The organism is Nocardia sp. CY15 (assembly GCF_009829295.1).
In the GTDB taxonomy this organism is placed as follows: domain Bacteria; phylum Actinomycetota; class Actinomycetes; order Mycobacteriales; family Mycobacteriaceae; genus Nocardia; species Nocardia sputi.
In genome coordinates, this window is the sequence record NZ_VUOT01000014.1 from 61252 (window position 1) to 82078 (window position 20827).

The window sequence follows — 20827 nt, forward strand, 5'->3', positions numbered from 1 at the left end:
CAGAGATCGCTGAGAATTTAGTTTTATTCACCCTTCTCGTAGCGATCATATCGCAATACATACATCCATAAAGATGTTCCTTCTTGCACTCAATTCCGGCTGGAATCATTTCCCACTTCATTACGAGATCTTCTTTCAGCGCAATATAAGGTATCGCTTCAATTACCGAAACCATGTCGCCGAGCCATCGGCATTCCCGCGCCAGGGATCAGCTCGGTTCGATGGGCGAAACGACGTCGAGTGGCTGTCGGCGCCGGAGGCGAGTGGGTATCGGCCCGGTCAGGCCGCGAATCCGCCCCGTCGAGCGGTCCGACGACAGCATGCGGAAGACCGGCGCCGCGGCGGGAACGAACTGCACCACCGGCGTTCCGAGTGCGTGCCGCCCACCACGGAGTGTGGTAATCCGCAGCGGAACTCGGCCGTCCGCCGAACCCGAGCACCGGTCCCACCGGATATGTACGCGCTGATTTTCGGGACGATGGTTCGGCATATTCGGCGAGGTGGTTCGCACGCGACAGCGTGCTGCCCGGGACAATCACTCGCCCCCGTGATGTGAGGACAATCCAGTCGCTTTCCGTACCCGAAAGTCTCGTCCGTCGCCGCGCGCTACACCTATCGCTGTTCCTCGACGAGCCGGAAGCCGGTGACGATCGTTGGTTCGATGGCGACGACCGTATCCATGCCCCCCTCGGCCCACGGCCGGAGCAGGCGGGTGTAGCGGACGACCCGTTCCGGGTCGGTGACCGTACGGGCGAGACCGGTCACGACAACCGACCAGCCGACATGGGTCACCGGGTCTATGTCATCGGCCTCGTAGGCCACCACGACACAGGGATCGGCACGAATCGTGTCCGTGAGCCGTGACGTGACCCGCGTACGCACAACGACCACGCCGTCGTCGACGAAATGGTTGACCGGCCGGATCGCGGGCAGCGCGTCGCGGGTGAACACCACGCGCCCGTAGGCCACACTCGCCAGCAGCCGCAACGCCTCCTCGCGGTCGATCTCGACCATCGCGCGACTCGTGACGCCGCTGTCGGCGATACGCCCGTTCGACGCGATCATGATCTCGTGCCGGGGCACGTTGCGCGCGAATCCACCTGGCAACGACCTCGCTTTCCGGTCTTCACTCGTCACCGCGGCCTCCCATACCACCACCGGGTCGCGCTGTCGGACAGGGCAAAAAGTCCCCGATCCGTCATCTTCCGGCGGCCGAAGCCGTGTGGCCGGCGACCCGCCGCCGTCCGGGTGCCTGTCACGGTCCGCTCACCTCCGGCCGCGGCAGCCGCCGAATCCCGGCGCGCTCACGCAGCCGCCGGATCTCGCGCTCGACACCCTCGGCGAGCACCGCGATATCGGGTGCGGTGTCGTAGTCTCCGGTAATGCCGAAGGTCAGGTGGCCCGCATAGCTCAGTACCGCGATCGCGGTACGTACACGCATCGCGATCGGTGTGGCGGGCAGCAGTTCCACGACCTCGCGCCCGCCCACGGTCAACTGGTCGCGCGGCCCGGGCACGTTCGTCACCAGCGCGCCCACGGTTCGCTGCGGAACTCGCGTCAGCAGACGGAGGCTCCACGCGATGGGCGCGAACGGCAGCCGGTCGGCCAGCTCCAGCACCGAGCTCTCCGCTCGTGCTTCGCCGCTCGCCTTGTGTTCGGCCATCCGCTCCCGAAGCGCCTCCAGCCGCTCGACCGGGTCGGCGACATCGATCGGCAGGAACGGCAGCATCGCCGAAACCCGGTTGTCCAGCGCGTGTCTCGCCTTCTCGGACCGCATCGACACCGGAACGAGGATGCGCAGTGTGTCCGGCGCGGGTCGCTCGTTCCGGCCGATCAGCAGGTCGCGGTATGCGGCGGCGACCGAGGCCAGTACGACGTCGTTGACGGTGACGCCGAACGCGTCACCGATGTGATGGACATCCGACAGGGCGGCGCGCGCCACGACGTACCGGCGCTGCCGTCCGATGGGGCCGTTGAGCGAGCCTCCGGCGGCCGGTGACACGACGGCGGAGGCGAGCGGAGCAAGACCGCGCACCATGCCGAGCACAGTCCGGGGCGCGACGACGGGCAGCCGTGCCACGTCGCGAACCACGTCCAGCCACCGCACCTCGGTACGAGCCCGCGGCTCGGTCGCGGCGTCCTGCGGTTCCGCCGATACCGCATCGCAGAGGTTCCGGAACACCGAGATGCCGGACACTCCGTCCACCAGGCTGTGATGCGCTTTGACGACCAGGGCCCAGCGGTCACCGGAGAGATGCTCGACGACAACGCACTGCCACAGCGGGTGGTCGCGATCGAGCCGCTCCTCCAGTTCCGCCGCCACCAGTTCGCACAGCACGGGCTCGTCGCCCGGCGTGGGCAACGCGGTCCACCGGATATGGTGTGCGAGATCGAAATTCGGGTCGTCCTCCCAGACCGGCGCGGAGAGGTCGAGTGGCACCCGCCGCACCTTCTGGCGCAGGCGCGCGTTCTGCCCCACCCCCCTGGCGAGTAGGCCGGTGAACTCCTCCCGGCTCGGCGGAGCACCGGAAATGATCGCCACCGCGCCGATTCCGAGACTGATGTGCCGGTCGGCGTCCTCTAGTTCCATGAAGCCCGAATCGAGGGGCCGTAGTTCTGTCATGGGGCATGCTCATTACGGGTGGTCGATGGCGGGTGCCATCACTGCGCGATCTACTCGGTTCGCTTTCAGCATCGCGCGATCCGGCGGCGGAGATGATGGCCGAAGGTCACCGAATGCAGGGCACTCCGGCCACGGCGGTGTGGGCTCCGACCGGGAAAGCTGCCCGCCGGTTCGTCGCGGGAAAGGCGCTCGCGCCTCCGGCCGGCCTCCTCCCCCGGTAGGGAGCCGCTCGACCGGCGGCGTGACCGGGAGAAGAATCAGGCTATGACTACCGTACTCATTCTCGGTGCGGGGTTCGGAGGACTGGAGCTGGCCACCCGTCTGTCGGGCTCGCCGGCCGACGAGCTCCGCATCGTCATCGTCGACCGCAACGACTCCTTCACCTTCGGCTTCGCCAAACTGGACATCCTGTTCCGAGACGTACCGCCGGAGGCCGTGCGCGTGCCCTACGCCCGCTTCGACCATCCGCGCGTCGAATTCCGGCAGGAGGAAGTCCTCGAAATCGACCCACGGGCCCGGCGCGTCCGCACCGACCGCTCGGAGTACGAACCGGACATCCTCGTCGTCGCGCTCGGCGCCGACTACGACCCGGGCGCGACCCCGGGCTTCGCCGAAGACGGATACGAGTACTACTCGATGGACGGCGCCCGGCGATTGCGCGACCGCCTCGGCGACTTCGACGGCGGGACCGTGATCGTCGCGGTGCTGAGCGTCCCCTTCAAGTGCCCGCCCGCGCCCTACGAAGGCGGCATGCTCCTGCACGAGCAGCTGACCCGGCGTGGCGTCCGTGAGCGCACCGGCATCCACTTCCTGACCCCGATGGACTCCCCTATTCCGGTGTCCGCGGATACCTCCGCCGCGATCGTGGAAGCGCTGACCCGCCGGGGAATCGAATACTCACCCGGGCGCGTGGTGCACGCGCTCGATCCGAGCCGCCACGTGGCGGTCACCCGCACCGGCGAGCTTCCCTACGACCTGTTCATCGGAATCCCGAAGCACCGGGTGCCCGCGGTCGTCGAGGCCTCCGGGTTGACCGAGGGCGGGACCGACGGCTGGATCGCCGTCGATCCGCGCACACTGCGAACGCCGTACCCCGGCGTCTTCGCCCTCGGCGACTGCGCCGACGCACCGGTCCCGCGTGCGGGGGTGTTCGCCGAGGACGCCGCCCGCACCGTCGCCGCGGGCATCGAAGCCGAGCTGCGCGCAGCGGCGCCGTCGCAGCGGTACCGCGGCCGCGGCACGTGCCATATCGAGTTCGGGGACGGGCTGGTCGGCAAGGTCGACGCCGATTTCCTGTCCGGTCCCGCGCCGGTCGCCCCGTTCACACCGCCTTCGGTAGAACTCGCCCGGGAGAAGACCGCCGAGGCCGAGGCCCGGCTGCGCCGCTGGTTTACCGGTTGACCGGGCATTCCGAGCCCGGCTCGTCCCCGCGCCACGCCCGGGTCAGCACCTCGGCGATCCGGGCGAGCCCCGACGCGACGGTCATCCGCCAATGCGTGGTGGGTACGGTGTAGTTGTGCACTCGGCCGTCGACGACCTCTTGCCAGATCGACGCGCCGACGCAGCCGGTCGGATCATCGAGCGCGGCCGTGAAATAGATGACGTCTCCCCGGTACACGGGCGGGTCGTAGGCGCTGCGGAGCGCCACCGAGTGCACTGCCGCGTCGAGGATCCGGGTGACGCGGTCGGCGCCGAACGACGCGAACGGCTCGGGGAGTTCGGTCATCTTCTGCGGAAGCGCGGCCCAGTCCACATCCGCCACATTGCCGAGGTCGCCCGCTTGCTCACCGAGCAGACCGCCGATCAATTCGGCCACCGGCACTTGCCCCGCGTCACCGGGCGGGGTGCCCGGCGGATCCGCCATATAACTGTCCATCACCGCGAGCAGCGCGACCCGCTCGCCCGCGCGCTGCAATTGCACCGCGATCTCGTGTGCGATGACGCCACCGAACGACCAACCGAGAAGGTGGTACGGACCTGTCGGCTGCTCGGAGCGGATGAGCTCGAGGTAGCGATCAGCCCATTCCTCGATCGAACCCGGCATCGCCCCCTCGGTCGCCAGCACCGGCGTCTGCAATCCGTAGATGGGTCGATCCGGGTCGAGATAGGCGGCGAGACCCGCGTACGACCAGGAAATTCCCGACACCGGGTGAACGCAGAACAGCGGCGCGGCCGAACCGCGGGGGCGCAGCGGTAGCAGCATGTCGAAGGCCGCCTCGGTCTCGACCGTTCCGCTCGCACGGCTGGCCAGGTCGGCGACCAGTTCCGCGGGTGTGGGCGCGGTGAACACCCGCATCACCGGAATCCGGGTGCCGAGCGCGGACGACAGCCGAAGCGTCAGCTTCGCGGCGAGCAGGGAGTTTCCGCCGTGTTCGAAGAAGTTGTCGTCCATGCCGAAGCGATCGGCGCCGAGCACCTCGGCGAAGGCGGCGGCGACGGTGGACTCGACGGGCGTGGCGGCCGCACGGAACTCACGACCGCGGAATTCGGGCGCGGGTAGCGCACGCCGGTCGAGCTTGCTGTTGGGGGTCAACGGAATGACGTCGATCACCACGATCGCGGCCGGCACCATGTATCCGGTCAGGTATTCGGCCACCTGGGTGCGCAGTCCGGCCGGGTCCAGCCGCGCATCCGGCTCGGGCAGCACGTAGCCGACGAGCTGATCGCCGAGTGCCGGATCGGCCCGGACCACCGCGACGGCCTGGCTCACGCCGGGACAGCGCAGCAACGCCGCTTCGATCTCCCCGAGCTCGATCCGGAAACCGCGTAATTGCACTTGCTGGTCGCCGCGACCGGCATAGGCGAGCCCGGCGTCGCAGTCGAACCGGGTCCAGCGCGCCAGGTCACCCGAGCGGTACATCCGGGATCCCGGCGGCCCGAACGGATTCGCGACGAACCGCGTCGCGGTGAGCCCGGGCCGTCCCGAGTAACCGCGCGACAGCTGGCTGCCCGCGACGTAGATCTCACCGGGTGTACCGAACGGCGCCGGACGCAGCCGGAGATCCAGGACATGGGTGTCCAGACCGGGCAGCGCTCGGCCGACGAGGCTTTCCGGACTGTCCATCAGATGCGCGCCGATCTCCAGGAAGGAGACGTGCACGGTCGTCTCGGTGATGCCGTACATGTTGACCAATCGCGGCGCGTCCCCCGGATGACGCTCGCGCCACCGTCGCAGGTGCCGCAGGTCCAGCGCCTCGCCTCCGAAGATCACGTATCGCAGCGCGCATTCCCCGGAGGCGGCGCAGGCGTCGCGGTCGGCTTCGACGAGTTGACAGAACGCCGACGGAGTCTGGTTCAGCACCGTCACCTGTTCACGAATCAACAACTCCCGGAACAGTTCCGGTGTTCGCGATGTCGCGTAGTCGACCACGACGACGGTGCCGCCGGTCACGAGCCCGCACCACAGCTCCCACACCGAGAAGTCGAATGCGAAGGAGTGGAACACCGTCCAGACGTCTCGCTCGCCGAATCCGAACAGCGGTCGCGCATTCGCGCACAGTTCCACCACGTTGCGGTGCGTCACGCCGACGCCCTTCGGCACGCCCGTCGAGCCCGAGGTGTAGATGACGTAGGCCAGGTTGTCCGGAAGCAGCGGCCTCAGCCGGTCGGCGTCGGTGATCGGAGCGTCGCAGAACTCCGCCGACTGTTCCAGCAGGACGGTGGGTAGTCCGGCGTCCGGGATGTCGGAGCGGTCGGCAGCCGTGGTCAGCACGCAGACCGGCGCCGCGTCGGCGAGCACGAAGGCCAGCCGCTGCGCCGGGTAGCCGAGATCGACGGGCAGGTACGCCGCACCGGCCGCAAGCACCCCGAGCAGCGCGACCGGCAGTTCCTCCGTCCGCGAGACCGCGACGGCCACAACGGATTCCGGACCTGCGCCGGCCGCGATCAACGCGCGGGCGACTCGATTCGCGCGACGGCACAACGTCTCGAAGCTCAGCGTGGCGGCGCCGAATCGGACGGCCGACGCGTCCGGCCTGCGCTGCGCCTGCTCGCAGACCAGCGCGGGCAGCGTCGCCACCGCCGCGTCCGCGATATCGGACGGCCCGGCACACGCCTCGCGCGCATCGGCGGGCAGGACATCGTTTTCGTCGAGAATGCCGATGTCCCATACCGCCGCGGAGGGCTCTTGCGCCACCGCCGCCACGATGCGCTCGAATCGCCGCCCGAAGGCTCGGACGGTCGATTCGTCGAAGAGTTCGGTGGCATAGGTGAATGTCACGGCGATTCCCGCCGCCCGGCCGTCGGCGCCTAGTCGTGGCTCGACGACGACTTGGAGATCGAATTTCGCGGTGATCGCGCCGTTGTCGACAGCGGTGACCGTCAGGTCCGGCAGCTCCAGGGCGGGCTGCTCGATGTTCTGGAACGCCAGCATCACCGGCACCAGCGGGTTCCGCGTTCCGGTGCGAGCGGGCGCGGCCTGCTCGACCACTCGCTCGAAAGGCACGTCGGCGTTGGCGAACGCCGAAAGAGCCGCTTCCCGGGAGCGATCCACGAGGTCGTGGAAAGTCGCGGCCGGATCGACGTCGACCCGCAGAGCCAACGTGTTGACGAACATGCCGATCAGATCGTCCAGCGCGCGTTCGCCGCGTCCGGCGACCGGGGTGCCGATCACGACGTCCGTCGTGCCGCAGAGGCGTCCGATCACCGTGGCGAGCGCCGCGTGGATCACCATGAACAACGTCGCGTTGTGCTCGCGCGCGATCGCGGTCAGTCGTTGGTGTACCGGCGCCGGGATGGTGAAGCCGGTCGACGCGCCGCGGTTGGCGGGCCTCGACGGACGAGGGCGATCGGCAGGCAGCTCCAGCGGTGCGGTCAGCCCGGCCAATTGATCGCGCCAGTACGACAATTGCCGCGCGGCGAGGGAATGATCGCAGTCGTCGCGGCCGAGAACAGCGTGCTGCCAGATCGCGAAATCGGCATACTGCACCGGGAGCGGGGGCCAGTCCGGTGCACAACCGTTCAAACGGGAGACGTAGGCGGTCGCCAGGTCGCGGGCCAGCGGCGCGAGCGACGCGCCATCCGCCGAAATGTGGTGCGTCACGATGACGAGGAGATGATCGCGGCCCGAGGTGAACAGTCGCAGCCGTACCGGCGCGGCCGTGGTCACATCGAAGCCCGCGCACATCAGCCCGTTCACCATGTCCGCGACCTCGGTCAGGTCGTGCTCCACGGCGAGACCATCGGGGAGGACCGCGGCGGTCGTCAAGATCTCCTGACCCGGCTGCCCGTCGGCGTCGACCGGGTAGCGGGTGCGCAGCACCTCGTGCCGTTCGATCACGTCGGCGACCGCGTAGCGCAGCGCGGGCACGTCGAGGATGCCGGTCAGCCGGACGGCGAAGGGCATGTTGTAAGCGGGCGAGTCCGGCTCGATGCGGTTGAGCAACCACATCCGATGCTGTGCCGGCGAGAGCGGGATGCGATCGGTCCGTCGCGTCCGGACCAAGGGCGGACGGACGGCGCCCGTACCGTCGGACACCGCCCTCGCGGCGAGTGCGGCGACCCGGGGCGCCTCGAACAGATCACGCACGGTGACCTGGGATCGCAGCGCCTCGTTGAGCCTCGCGACCGCACGGGTCGCGAGCAGCGAATTGCCGCCGAGGGCGAAGAAGTCGTCATCGATGCCCACTCCCTCGATGCCGAGCAGGTCGGTGAACACCGCGGCGACGGCCTGTTCGACGGGATTTCGAGCGGCCCGGAACTTCCCGGGGGTGACCGTCGGCCGGGGCAGTGCCTTGCGGTCGAGTTTGCCGCTCACGTTCAGCGGCAGCGCGGGCAGTTCGACCAGCACGCAGGGGATCATGTACGCGGGCAGCACCGCCGAAATCCCGGCGAAGAGCTCTCGATCGTCGATGACATGCCCGGGCAGCGCAACCACATAGGCGACCAGCCGATCGCTCACCGGCGAGGGCGCCACCGCAGCGACCGCTTGACTCACCGACGGTTGCGCCAGCAGCGCGGCCTCGATCTCGCCGAGCTCGATCCGCTGGCCACGGAACTTCACCTGAGAATCGGTGCGCCCCAGATATTCCAGTCGCTGGGGCTCGTCCGCACTGGGCGCCCGCCAGACCGCCAGGTCACCGGTGCGGTACATCCTGGTTCCGCGGTCGAACGGGTTCGCGACGAAGCGACCGGCCGTCTGCGCAGCCTGCCGCACATATCCGCGGGCGAGCTGGTCCCCGGCCAGATACAGCTCGCCGGGTACCCCGGCGGGCACCGGTCGCAAGCGCGCATCCAGCACGTAGACCCGCGTATTCCACTGCGGCCGGCCGATCGGCACCGTCGATCCCTCACCCGTCCCCGCCGGCCAGTAGGTCACCGACACCGCGGCCTCGGTGGGCCCGTACAAGTTGTGCACCTGCGCCTCGGTGACCGCCCGGACCGCACGCACGGTCTCCGGCGGCAAAGCCTCCCCGATGACGAACAGATGCCGCAGTGTGGCAAGGCTGCCGGGCGCCGCATGCGCGGCGAATACCGTCAACATGGAAGGCACGAAGTCGGTGACGGTGACGCCGTGTTCGGCGATGGTCGCGGCGAGATAGTCCGCGTCGCGGTGCCCGTCGTGATCGGCGACGACGAGCTTCGCGCCCGACCGCAGCGGCATGAGGTAGCCCCACAACGAAACGTCGAAGGTGGTCGCGGTCTTCTGGAGGTACACCTCTCCCGGCCCCATGGGGTACTGGGCGAGCATCCACTCGATCTGGTTGTCGATCGCCTTGTGCGAGACTGCCACGCCTTTCGGGCGCCCGGTCGACCCGGACGTGAAGATCACATAGGCCGGGTGCTCCGGCAGCACCGTACGCAGCAGTTCATCCGAACGGATCGGTGCCCCCGAGCGTCGATCGGCTTCGAGGGTGTCCGAAGTCAGGACGACGACGTCATCGGGCATCGGCACCGCGTCGGCGGTCGTGGTGAGCACACAGACGGGCCGGGCGACCTCGAGCACATGCGCGAGCCGCTCGGCGGGATGATCCGGGTCCAGCGGGACGTACGCGCCGCCCGCGGTGAGAATCGCGTACATCCCGGCCACCAGGTCGACCGAACGCCGGATCGCCAGTCCCACCAGCGATTCCGCGCCGACGCCGTGGTCGATGAGCACCCGCGCGAGCCGGTTGACCCGCTCGTCTAACTCCCGGTAGGTCAGTCGCAGGCCCGCGCAGACGATCGCGACATCGTCCGGGTGCCGCGCTACCGCACGCCGGTAGCCGTCGAGCACCAGCCCCGGGGGGACGGGATGCCGGGTGTCGTTCCAGTGGGCCAGGATGGCGGTGCGCTCCGCGGCGTCGAGCAGGTCCAGCTCGCCCACCGGGCGATCCGCCGAGTCGGGGACGGCGGCGAGGAGCGCGCACAGCCGCCGGGCGAAGCCCGCGACCGTCGCCTCCTCGAACAGGTCGGTGGAATACGTGAAGGCGGCGGAGATTCCCAGCGGCGTCCGCTCGTCCTCGTGCGGCACCATGGTCAGCTCGAGATCGAACTTCGCCAGTGGCAGCGCGAAGTCGAGGGGGGAGACGATGAGAGCGGGCAGTTCCAGCGTCGCCTGCGCGAAGTTGTGGAAGGTCAGCATCGTCTGGAACAGCGGGTGATGCGCGCTCGACCGCACCGGGTCCAGCAATTCCACCAAGCGTTCGAACGGTACGTCGGCATATCCGAACGCCTCGATATCCCGGCCGCGCACCTGGTCGAGCAGTTCGGCGAAGGTGTGACCGGGGTCGATCTCGGTACGCAGCGCGAGGGTGTTGACGAACATGCCGATCAGGCCGTCCAACGCGGCTTCGCCGCGACCGGCCACCGGCGTGCCTACTGTGATGTCGCGGGTGTTCGACAGCCTGGCCAGCAGAACGGCGTATACCGCGTGCGCGACCATGAACAGCGTCGCGTCGTGGTGGTGCGCCAGCCGGTTCAACGCCGCGTGCACCGTCGCATCGATCTTGAATTCGTGCGTGGCGCCGCGACCCGAGAACACCGCCGGGCGCGGCCGGTCCGCGGGTAGGTCCAGCCTTTCCGGCAGGTCCGCCAGCCGTTCTCGCCAGAATCCGATCTGGCGGGCGAGTGTCGAGCCCCGATCGCTCTCCTCGCCCAGCATTCGACGCTGCCACAGCGTGTAGTCCGCGTACTGCAGGGGCAGCGGCGTCCAGATCGGACCGTGCCCTGCGGCCCTGGCCGTATAGGCGGTCATCAGGTCGGCGGTCAGCGGGCCGATGGAGGAGCCGTCCGCGGCGATGTGGTGGATCGCGCCCACGAGCACATGCTCGGTCTCGTTCGAGCGCAGCAGACGCAACCGGATCGGCGGCGCCGCCGTCACGTCGAAGCCCTCGACCACCGCGGCTACGGTGCGCTCCGGGATCTCGGTCTCGATGACGTCGAGCACCGGCAGTTCGGGTACCGCCCTCGGATCCGACACGGGATGCACACATTGGCTGCCCGTGCCGTCGTGCTCCGGATAGCTGGTCCGCAGTACCTCGTGCCGCTCGACCAGGTCCCGGATCGCGGCGCGCAGCGCGTCCACGTCCAGCTGCCCGCTCAACCGCACCGCCAGCGGAATGTGGTTGCTCGCCGCGGCCGGGTCGAACCGATTCAGAAACCACATCCGCCGCTGCGCGTACGACAGCGGCACCCGCTCGGGCCGTGCCATCGGTCGCGGCGCGGGATGCGACGCCCGGGTCAGGTCCCCCAGGCGTTCGGCCAGTTTCGCCACCGCCGGCGCCTCGAACAGCAGCGCGACCGGAACACGGACACCCAGCGCGGTGCCGAGCCGCGCCGCGGCCTGTGTGGCGATCAGCGAGTTGCCCCCGAGTTCGAAGAAATCGTCGTTCGCCCCCACCTGGCCTGCGCCGGGGTGCGGCAGCAGCAACGCGGCGAAGATGTCGGCGACCACCCGCTCGGTCGGCGTAGCGGGCGCACGGAACCGTCTGGTGGTGAGCGCCGGCTCCGGTAGCGCCGCGCGATCCAGTTTGCCGACCGGTGTGAGCGGGAGTTCGTCGAGCACCGTGATCGACGCCGGAATCATATATGCGGGAAGGGTTTTCGCTAGGAAATCGATCAGTTCCGTGGTGTTCAGGGTCACCCGGCCGCAGTCGCCAGGGGCGGACGCCACGCGCGGCAGCACATAGGACACCAGCGCTCTGCCACCGGATGGCAGCGTCGTGCCGAGCGTCACGGCGTAGTCGACGTCGGGGTGGGCGGTCAGTGCGTTGTCGATCTCGTCGAGCTCGATTCGCAGCCCTCGGATCTTGACCTGGAAATCCACTCGGCCGTGGTATTCGATCAGCCCGGCCGAGGTGCGCCGCACCATATCGCCGGTGCGATACATGCGGGCGCCGGGCGCCGTCGCGAACGGATTGGCCACGAACCTGTCGGCGGTCAGCCCGGGTCGCCCGAGATATCCCTGCGCCAGCGCCGGCCCGGAGAGATACAGTTCGCCGATCACTCCCGTGGGCACCATCCGTAGCCGGGCATCGAGCACGTGGACGCCCAGCGCTGGGACCGGAGTCCCGATGTGGGTCGCCTCGCCCGCGCGCAGCGCCGCGGTGCCGGTGGCGAAGATGGTTGTCTCGGTGGGGCCGTAGACGATGTAGAAGGCCCGGTCGGCGTTCGCCCACCGGGCCACCAGTTCGCGACTCACGCGCTCCCCGCCGCACAGGATGGCCCGGAGGTCGTCGAGTCCGGCCGCGTCGATCGACTCCAGGGCTCCCGGGGTGATGCACAGATGCGTGACCCGCTCCCGCCGCAGCAGATCGGCCAGTTCCATGCCGCCGAACACCGCGGGCGGCGCGACGACCAGAGTCGCTCCCGCCGAGAAGGCGAGCAGCATCTCGATCACCGAGAAGTCGAAGCTCGGTGTGCACAGATGCGTGACGCGCGATTCCCGGGTCACCACCCGCACGGCGATCTCGTGCTCGACCAGGGCCGCAAGGCCGGCATGGGTGACGGCGACGCCTTTCGGCTTGCCCGTCGAGCCGGAGGTGTAGATCACGTAGGCGAGGTGCTGTTCGGTCAGCGGGCGCGACCGGTCCAGGTATGAGATCGAATGACCGGGCTGGGCGGCGAGCCGCTCGCGGTGCGCCGGGGCGTCGAGTTCGATCCAATCGGTCCCCGTGGCGGGCAGCGCCGCTCGATGTGCCGAGGTGGTGAGACCGACGACGACGCCGGAATCCGCGATCATGTGCGCGATGCGATCGGCCGGATAGGAAGGATCGACGGGCACGTAGGCGGCGCCGGTTTTCGCGACCGCCCACACCGCCAGCACCGACTCCACCGACCGCGTGATGGCCACCGCGACGAAGTCTCCCGGCCCCAGACCGAAGCCGATCAGATACCGGGCCAGTCGCGAGGAGGTCTCATCCAGCTCCCGATAGCTGAGTTCCCGCTGATCGGCGGGATCGCCGGTGGGATTGTACCGGACCGCCGCGGAGTCGAACGAGGTGTCGACCGCGGCGGAAAGCAGTTGGTGGAACAGCAGATTACGTGCTCGTGAATGGTGGGCGCGACGTGCGGAACGACGTGTCGGGGTCATGCGGTGGCGAGTTCACTCTCTGGTCGATCAGTGTCCGCTCTGGCGATGGAGCCAGAAGCGGTGCCTCAAATGCGTGAACCATGACCCGAGCGTGCAGATCGGACCTTAGCGAACACCGATCGGATCGGCGCGGCGAGGTTGGGAAAGCCCATAGGATTACCCAGCTACCCGTTAGTCCATTACACCGTGTGACGTGAAGAACAACCGTTTCGGACCGTAGCCACCACGGCCTGAAATGTGGCAAGAATCACTCTCTCTATTCGGTCGGTTCTCACGCGACATAGGTCCCACGGGCCGCCGTCACGGTCCGGCCAGGAAGGCACTGACAATTGACATCGAAGTAATTTACCATCGAGTCAATTACTTTCCGAAGGGAGCCGTGCGATGGCGACGAGGTCGTGGTGGGGATGGGGCAATCGAGAGGACGCCGTAACCGGCCCCGAGCGCGAAGCGCTGACGAAGCGGGTGGCGGCCCTGCTCCCCGACGCCGATCCGACGGTGCACGAGGCGCCGGACCTGACGGCGCTGGCCGTTCCTCCGCCGCGCGTCCAGCCGCCGGATTCGCTGGCTCACCTGGCCTCGGGAGGCCTCGGTGACCGCGTCTCCCACGGCAACGGGCAGGCGTTTCGTGACGTGGTGCGCAATCTGCTCGGCCGCGTGGACCATGTACCCGATCAGGTGTTGCGCCCGCGCACCGAACAGGACGTGGTCGACATCCTGGACTGGTGCGCGGGCGCGGGCATCGCCGTCGTGCCGTTCGGCGGCGGAACGTCGGTGGTAGGCGGTGTCGAACCGCGCGGCATGGACGCCTACACCGGGTCCGTGTCGCTGGACATGAGCCGCTTGGCCGGGCTCGTGGAGCTCGACCGCACCAGCCGCGCGGCGCGCATTCGAGCGGGCATGCTCGGCCCCGCCCTGGCAGCGGCATTGCGGCCGGATGGTCTGACACTGCGGCACTTTCCGCAGTCCTTCGAGTTCTCGACGCTCGGTGGCTGGCTGGCCACGCGGGCCGGTGGCCACTACGCGACCGTCCATACCCACATCGATGACATGGTCGAATCGATGCGGGTGGTCACCCCGGCCGGGATCAGCGAATCGCGCAGGCTGCCCGCCTCCGGTGCGGGTCCCTCACCCGACCGGATGTTCCTCGGGTCCGAAGGCATCCTGGGCGTGATCACCGAAGCGTGGATGCGCCTGCAGGATCGTCCGCGCTGGCGTTCCGGAGCGTCGGTGCTCTTCGACCGCTACGGCGCGGCCGTGACCGCGACGCGGGCCATCGCCCAGTCCGGGCTGCATCCGGCCAACTGCCGGCTGCTGGATCCGGTGGAAGCGTTCGTCAACGCGGGCACCAGCACGGCGGGCGGGGTGCTGGTGCTCGGATTCGAGTCCGCCGACCATCCCGTGGACGAACCGATGCGCCGGGCGATACGAATCTGCGGTGAGCACGGCGGCACCATTCCCGACGGGGTGCGCACCTCCGACTCCGCGGAAGACTCGGCGCGCCCGGGCGCGGCCGACACGTGGCGCTCGTCGTTCCTCCGGATGCCGTATCAGCGCGACGCGCTCGCCGCCCAGTCGATGATCGTGGAGACATTCGAAACCGCCTGCACCTGGGACCGTTTCGAAGACCTCCGCGCCGCGGTGCAGACAGCGGCGACCGCCGCGTTCCGATCGGCCGGTGTGACCGGTGTGGTGACTTGCCGATTCACCCACGTCTACCCGGACGGACCCGCGCCCTACTTCGGCATCTACGCCGCGGGCCGCTGGGGCCGGACCGTCGAGCAATGGGACGAGATCAAGACCGCCGTATCGGAAGCACTCCATATCTCCGGTGCGACCATCACGCACCACCACGCCGTCGGCCGCGACCACCGTCCCTGGTACGACCGCCAGCGACCCGAACCTTTCGCAGCGGCGCTGCGGGCGGCCAAATCGGCACTCGATCCGGCGGGCATCCTCAATCCCGGGGTGCTGATCGACCCGCTGCCCTCCGCAGCGAGGTGATGCCGCAGGACGCCGGCGTACCGGGAGGAGATGGACAGCGCCGTCGCCCGAACGGAGCGTGCGAATATCGAATTCGACGTATCTGCGCGATATCCGAGGAGTCCCATGCCCGTATGTGATGCCCCGTGAGCAAGCCGGGCACCAAGGGTGTGCCGCGCGAGCGGCGGGAGGAGCAGATTCTCGACGTCGCCACCGCCGAGTTCGGCGATCACGGCTACGCGAAGGCTTCGCTCGTCCGGATCGCCTCGGCCGCGGGGGTTTCCAAGCCGCTCGTCTACGCCTACTTCGGCTCCCGCGACGGTCTGCACGCGGCTTGCGTGCACCGCGCGGGCAAGAGCCTGGTCGATGCGGTCGCGGCCGCGCAGTCCGCGCCCGGTGCCCACGACCGGGCGCTGGCGACATTGGCCGGGATCTTCGACGCCCTCGACGGACGCACGCAGAACTGGAAGATCATCTACGACGCCACCCTGCCTCGTCCGAGCGAGGCCTACGCGGTGGCCCGCGAGTATCAGGATGCGTTGAACGGCATGGGCTCGGCAGGTGTCGCACAGGTGCTGGCCGACGCCGACGTCTTCGATGCCGACGATCACTCGCTGCTGCTGGCACTGTGGTTCAGCATCGTGTCCACCACCATCGCGTGGTGGAGCGACCATCCCGGCCACACCCCCGAGGACATGACCGAACGCTGCCTGCGCCTGTTCACCGCGATCCGCGGACCCGCCGCCCGGCAGGCCTGACCTCGCGTCCTCACCACTCGCTCCGATGCAGCGCCCTCACGCCCTCGGCGTCAGGGCACGCAGGGGCTCGTCGAGTTCGCGGCGGTAGAAGTCCAGGAAGCCATCGGGGTCGGGGCCCGCGTTCTGCATCACGAGATGGTCGAATCCCGCGTCGGCGTACTGCTTCGCGGCGTCGAGATAGCGGGCCGGGTCCGGACCACAAGCGAAATTGTCGAGGATGTCCTCCAGACGGACCGTGGTGGTCGCGGCGGCGAAGTTGACCGGGTTCGGCAACTCGCTCATCACCTTCCACCCCGTGACGGCCCAGCGCGTCGTGTCGAGCACCGCCTTCGCGGCCGTTTCCTCGTCGGGCGCCCACGCCATGCCCACCTCCGCGTAGCGCGGTCCTGTCCCACCCGCCGCGCGATAGCGATCGACGAGCTCGGACTTCGGTTCGGTGGCGAACAGACCGTCACCGAGTTCGGCGGCGAGGCGAGCCGCCTGGGGCCCGCCTCCGGCCACCGCGATCGGCGGGAGCCGGTCGGGCAGGTCGAAGACGCGAGCTTCGGAGAGGGTCAGGAATTCGCCGTCGTAGGACTGATAACCGCCGCTCCACAGCAGGCGAATGATCTCGAGGGCTTCGCGGAGCATTCGCTGCCGGATGCGCACAGGCGGGAACTCGCGACCGACGACATGCTCGTTGAGGCGTTCACCCGAACCGACGCCGAGGGTGAAGCGGTTGTCGGACAGGATCGCGAGAGTGGCCGCCGCCTGCGCGATGATGGCGGGGTGGTATCGCAGGATCGGGCAGGTCACGCCGGTGGCGAGCTCGATGCGCTCGGTCTTCGCCGCGATGGTTCCGAGCACGGTCCAAGCGAACGGTGAATGCCCTTGGTTGTCCAGCCAGGGATGGAAGTGATCGCTGATCTCGACGAAATCGAATCCGGCCTCTTCGGCCCGGATCGCTTGGCGGACAAGCTCGTTCGGACCGAATGCCTCGGCCGCCAGTTTGTACCCGATACGCATCGCCACCTCCTGGTTCGGCTGCAAGCGCCGGTCTCCCCACGAAACCGGCTCTCGGCGCGCGTACCCGGCATCCGGCACGGAAAACCGAACGCGCGTCGCTGCGCCGCATGGGCCTCCTCCACGGCGGCCATTACGTCAGCGGGGTGCGATGCGAGTTCCGGCGGGAGGACGCTACGGGGTCCGTTCAGTCACGGGTCGGCCAGTAACTGGCGGCGTGCCGGCCCCGCGGGACATAGGCGTTCTCGTCCTCGACCTCCGTGATGCCCAGATGCAGCAGCAACAGTACGGTCACCAAGCTGATGCTCACGATCAGCGGAGTCAGCAGCTGCTCCGCGCCGGCGCCGGACGGTGGATGCAGGTGTTGCGCTTCGTGCAGATGCATCGCGAACATGCCCGTGTAGTGCATGCCGGACACCGCGACACCCATCACCACCGCCGCGCCGATGGTGACGAGCGTGCCACGAACGTGCAGCGTGAACCACAACGCGGCGGTCGCGGCGACCACGGCGATCACCATGGACAATGCGACGATCCGTCCGTCGTAGCCGATCGTCGCGTCGGATTTCATCGCGTACATGCCGGAGTAGTGCATCGCACCGACGCCCAAGCCGGTGACCGCTCCGCCGACGAACAGCGCCATCGGCCCGAGTGACCGCTGGTGGGCGATCCGCAATCCGATCCACACCACCGCGATGGCGATCAGCGCGCTGATCAGCGTGACGGGAACGTCGTAGCGGATCGATGCCCCGTCGATGGCGAATCCGAGCATCGCGATGAAGTGCATGACCCAGATTCCGGTGCCGCCGATGGCGACCGCCGCGGCCAGCAGCCAGCCGTCGCGCGCGGAACCAGTGCGGGACCTGGCCATGCATCGGAGTCCGAGCAATGAACCGGTGAACGACATGATGTAGGCGATGACAGGTGTCAGCCACCCGTGGCTGAAGTGGTCGATTTCCAGCACGCGACACTCCCTCGCTGGATAGATTCGAATCATCGAGGCGACGATGCGCGAATCCCATATAGTGAAACTGCAGGTAGGTAATTTAGATTACTAACATCCTCTTTAAAATCATAGGATGAGTCCCGGATAGCGGGAAGTGCGCTGGTCATAAGTGAAGCATTCGCCCTTCGATTCGTTCGCCCCCGCGCCTCAGCAGGATGCCTTCGCAGCAAGCATCTGGCTTCCCAATTGCCACAGGGAGTCACGCGCCCGCTTCCGTGGCGCAGCAAGCGTGGCCGGATGCCGCCCTCCGACGGAACTCGTGCCCGACGCACGTGCAACGCGCTCTTGCGACAGCGGCTCCGATCCTTCTGAGCGATGGTTGCGAGCACAATCGCAGTTAACCGCCCCCGAGCGGCGCGGTGAATGTCATCCCCCCGTGGACGCGGCCGGGGCGACGCCCTCCGGACATGGCGCATACGACCTCATGGCCGCGGCGCGACAAGCGCTCCAAGCCGCGCCCCAACCTCTCCACGGCGATGATCCGCGACACCCGGCGAACTTTCAGCGTTTCTTCGTATGTCTCGCCGGAGTAACGGCGTATGGTCGCGCTATGCCGACTGCGACGTCGATCGACACCGCTGCCGAACACCTCGCGTGCTGGGTCACCGTCGTCGGGAAACGTCTACACCAGTTGCCGACAGCGAGCCCGAATGTCCTGCTCGCCCATGCGATGAGCGGGTTCCTCGCGATCGGGCGAGCGAGCATGGCCTTGTTGACCACCTCCGCGAACCCCACCGACATCCGCGACCACGATCTCGTCTTCGAGATCACGGCCGACGCGGAACGATGGCTCACCGACGCGGCGACCGAATCGGTAGTCAACCAGATCACCGACCGCGGCGAGCACGTGCAGCGCTACCTCACTCCGGCCGCGCTCGATACCGTGGCGAAAGCCCGCCTGCGGCGCTGCGCCCAGGCAACGGCGATCCACACCCGCGATCTGCTGGCCGGGATCGCCGCCGACCCGGAAGCCTCGGACGAGATTCGCGACCTCACCCGTGATCTCGCCGCGCGGGCGAACATCATCGCCACCGTCTACGCCGACGACCCGCAACAACTGCGCTCGATGTCGAGCAGGTCAGCCGCCCGGCCACGCTGACCCGATCGAACCGTGCGCCGGAACTCGACGACCACCGCGTTCACATCGGCACCGCGATGGCCGACAATGGTCATATGACGACGGTGCTGCTGGGCGGCGACGTCATGCTGGGTCGGGGCGTGGACCAGATCCTGCCGCATCCCGGCGATCCGAGGCTGCGCGAACGATATGTCCACGATGCGCGGACTTACGTCGAGCTGGCCGAACGCGCGTACGGCGCCTTCGCCCACCCGGTCGATTTCCGGCAGCTGTGGGGTGATGTGCTGCCCATCCTCGCCCAGATCGACCCCGAGGTGCGGTTGCTCAACTTGGAGACTTCGATCACCGCCGACGGTGCGTTCGCTGCCGCGAAAGGTATCCACTACCGGATGCACCCGGACAATATGCCCGCGTTGACCGTGATCGCACCGGTCGTCTGCGCGCTGGCGAACAATCACGTACTCGATTTCGGAATCGCCGGGATGGCCGACACCCTCGAAGCGCTCGACAACGCGGGCATCGGCCGAGCCGGCGCCGGTGCCGACCTGCAGGCCGCGCGCACCCCCGCCATAGTGGAACTCGGTGACGGGCGCCGCGCGGTGATCGTCTCGGTCGCCGCCGGCTCGAGCGGGGTTCCGGCAGTGTGGTCGGCACGGCGCCATCGGCCGGGAGTGTGGCGTGTGGGTTATTCCCCGGGCGTCGCGGCGGCCGAGGAAGTCGCGAACGAGGTGTCCGCCTACAAGCGCGACGACGATATAGGCATCGTTTCCGTGCACTGGGGGCCGAACTGGGGCTATGCGGTCGCGCGCACCGAAACGCAGTTCGCGCATCGCTTGATCGACGCCGGAATCGACGTGGTGCACGGGCACTCCGCACATCATCCGCGTCCGATCGAGATCTACCGCGGCAAACCGGTCCTCTACGGATGCGGCGACGTCATCGACGACTACGAAGGCATTCGCGGCCACGAGCGGTACCACGCCGATCTGCATCCGCTGTATCTGGTGTCCATCGATCGCGGCTCGACGGAGGTCCGGCTGATCCCGCTGCGGGTGCGGCACATGCGCCTGGAATGGGCTCCGCGCAGCGAATCCCGCTGGCTGTGCGAGAAGATCGCGGATATCAGCCGGGGCTTCGGCACCCGCGTCGTTCCCCGAGCCGACGACCTGCCGGTGGTGTTCAGTGCCGCACGACGGTGAGATGGCGCTGGAACCACTGTGTGGCCAGGTCGGCGACTTGTCCGAGCGCACCGGGCTCCTCGAAGAGATGGGTCGCGCCAGGGACGATGTCGAGTTCACTCGGACAGGGCATCCGCAACTGGGCTTCTCGGTTGACTTCCAGTACCCACCGGTCGTCACCTCCCACGATGAGCAGCGTCGGTGCGCGAACCGATCCCAATCGCGGACCCGCCAAGTCCGGCCGCCCGCCGCGGGAGACGACCGCGGCGATCTCGGTCCCCGGTTCGGTCGCCGCCCACAGCGCGGCGCCCGCGCCGGTGCTGGCCCCGAAGTATCCGGTGGGCAGGCCGCTGAGGTCCGGCCGCGTCCGTAGCCAGTGGGTCACCTCGACAAGGCGTCCTGCGAGCAGCGGAATGTCGAAGACGCGAGCGCGGTCGCCCTCCTCATCGACGGTCAGCAGGTCGACCAGCATCGTCGCGAACCCCGCCCTGTTCAGGACGTCGGCGACGAACCGGTTTCGCGGACTGCGCCTGCCGCTGCCGCTGCCGTGCGCGAAGGCGATCAAGGCGGTGCGCTCCGGTGGGACGGCCAGTACCCCCGCCAGTCGGGCGCGTTCCGACGGCACGATGACTTCCTCTGTTCGCGTCGAGGACCGGGGTGCGGACGACATCGAACACCTCCTGTATCCG

Annotated in this window: 10 protein-coding genes and 1 pseudogene; 5 read left to right on the forward strand and 6 right to left on the reverse strand. The window is 68.4% G+C overall.

Annotation, left to right across the window (positions count from 1 at the left end; genetic code table 11):
* Positions 1-612 precede the first annotated feature (612 nt).
* Both GVY39_RS17735 and GVY39_RS17740 read right to left on the reverse strand, forming a co-directional pair.
* Complete coding sequence (locus GVY39_RS17735; protein ID WP_159925912.1) at positions 613-1065, reverse strand: pyridoxamine 5'-phosphate oxidase family protein; 453 nt, start codon at positions 1063-1065, stop codon at positions 613-615.
* Between the two features lie 190 nt (positions 1066-1255).
* The gene (locus GVY39_RS17740) at positions 1256-2623 is read right to left on the reverse strand and encodes a wax ester/triacylglycerol synthase family O-acyltransferase (RefSeq protein ID WP_159925816.1); all 1368 of its coding nucleotides are present in this window, start codon (positions 2621-2623) and stop codon (positions 1256-1258) included.
* Positions 2624-2887: 264 nt separating this feature from the next.
* On the opposite strand from GVY39_RS17740, the gene GVY39_RS17745 reads away from it, so the two are divergent.
* Complete coding sequence (locus tag GVY39_RS17745; RefSeq protein ID WP_159925818.1) at positions 2888-4024, forward strand: NAD(P)/FAD-dependent oxidoreductase; 1137 nt, start codon at positions 2888-2890, stop codon at positions 4022-4024.
* Here the strand turns inward: GVY39_RS17745 and GVY39_RS17750 are convergent.
* Positions 4014-13133, reverse strand: a complete 9120-nt coding sequence (locus tag GVY39_RS17750; protein WP_159925820.1) for a non-ribosomal peptide synthetase — start codon at positions 13131-13133, stop codon at positions 4014-4016. The genes GVY39_RS17745 and GVY39_RS17750 overlap by 11 nt on opposite strands.
* Before the next feature lie 384 nt (positions 13134-13517).
* Here GVY39_RS17750 and GVY39_RS17755 point away from each other — a divergent pair, with 384 nt between their 5' ends.
* On the forward strand, positions 13518-15137 hold the full coding sequence (locus GVY39_RS17755) for an FAD-binding oxidoreductase (protein ID WP_159925822.1): 1620 nt from the start codon (positions 13518-13520) through the stop codon (positions 15135-15137).
* A 125-nt stretch (positions 15138-15262) separates the two neighbouring features.
* A complete protein-coding gene (locus GVY39_RS17760; RefSeq protein ID WP_159925824.1) occupies positions 15263-15874 on the forward strand; it encodes a TetR/AcrR family transcriptional regulator in 612 nt (203 codons plus the stop codon).
* Between the two features lie 36 nt (positions 15875-15910).
* On the opposite strand, the gene GVY39_RS17765 is transcribed toward GVY39_RS17760, so the two are convergent.
* Positions 15911-16879, reverse strand: coding sequence for a TIGR03557 family F420-dependent LLM class oxidoreductase (locus tag GVY39_RS17765; RefSeq protein WP_159925826.1), 969 nt, complete (start codon positions 16877-16879; stop codon positions 15911-15913).
* Between the two features lie 184 nt (positions 16880-17063).
* Positions 17064-17840: an MHYT domain-containing protein gene (locus GVY39_RS17770; protein ID WP_159925828.1), complete on the reverse strand. Its 777-nt coding sequence runs from the start codon at positions 17838-17840 to the stop codon at positions 17064-17066.
* A gap of 592 nt (positions 17841-18432) precedes the next feature.
* Here GVY39_RS17770 and GVY39_RS17775 point away from each other — a divergent pair.
* On the forward strand, positions 18433-18981 hold the full coding sequence (locus GVY39_RS17775) for a hypothetical protein (protein WP_159925830.1): 549 nt from the start codon (positions 18433-18435) through the stop codon (positions 18979-18981).
* Positions 18982-19037: 56 nt separating this feature from the next.
* Positions 19038-20159, forward strand: coding sequence for a CapA family protein (locus GVY39_RS17780; protein ID WP_159925832.1), 1122 nt, complete (start codon positions 19038-19040; stop codon positions 20157-20159).
* Here the strand turns inward: GVY39_RS17780 and GVY39_RS17785 are convergent.
* Positions 20140-20796 (reverse strand): annotated as a pseudogene (locus GVY39_RS17785) (dienelactone hydrolase family protein); the annotation flags it as partial. The gene GVY39_RS17780 and the pseudogene GVY39_RS17785 sit on opposite strands and share 20 nt — an antisense overlap.
* Positions 20797-20827: the final 31 nt, after the last annotated feature.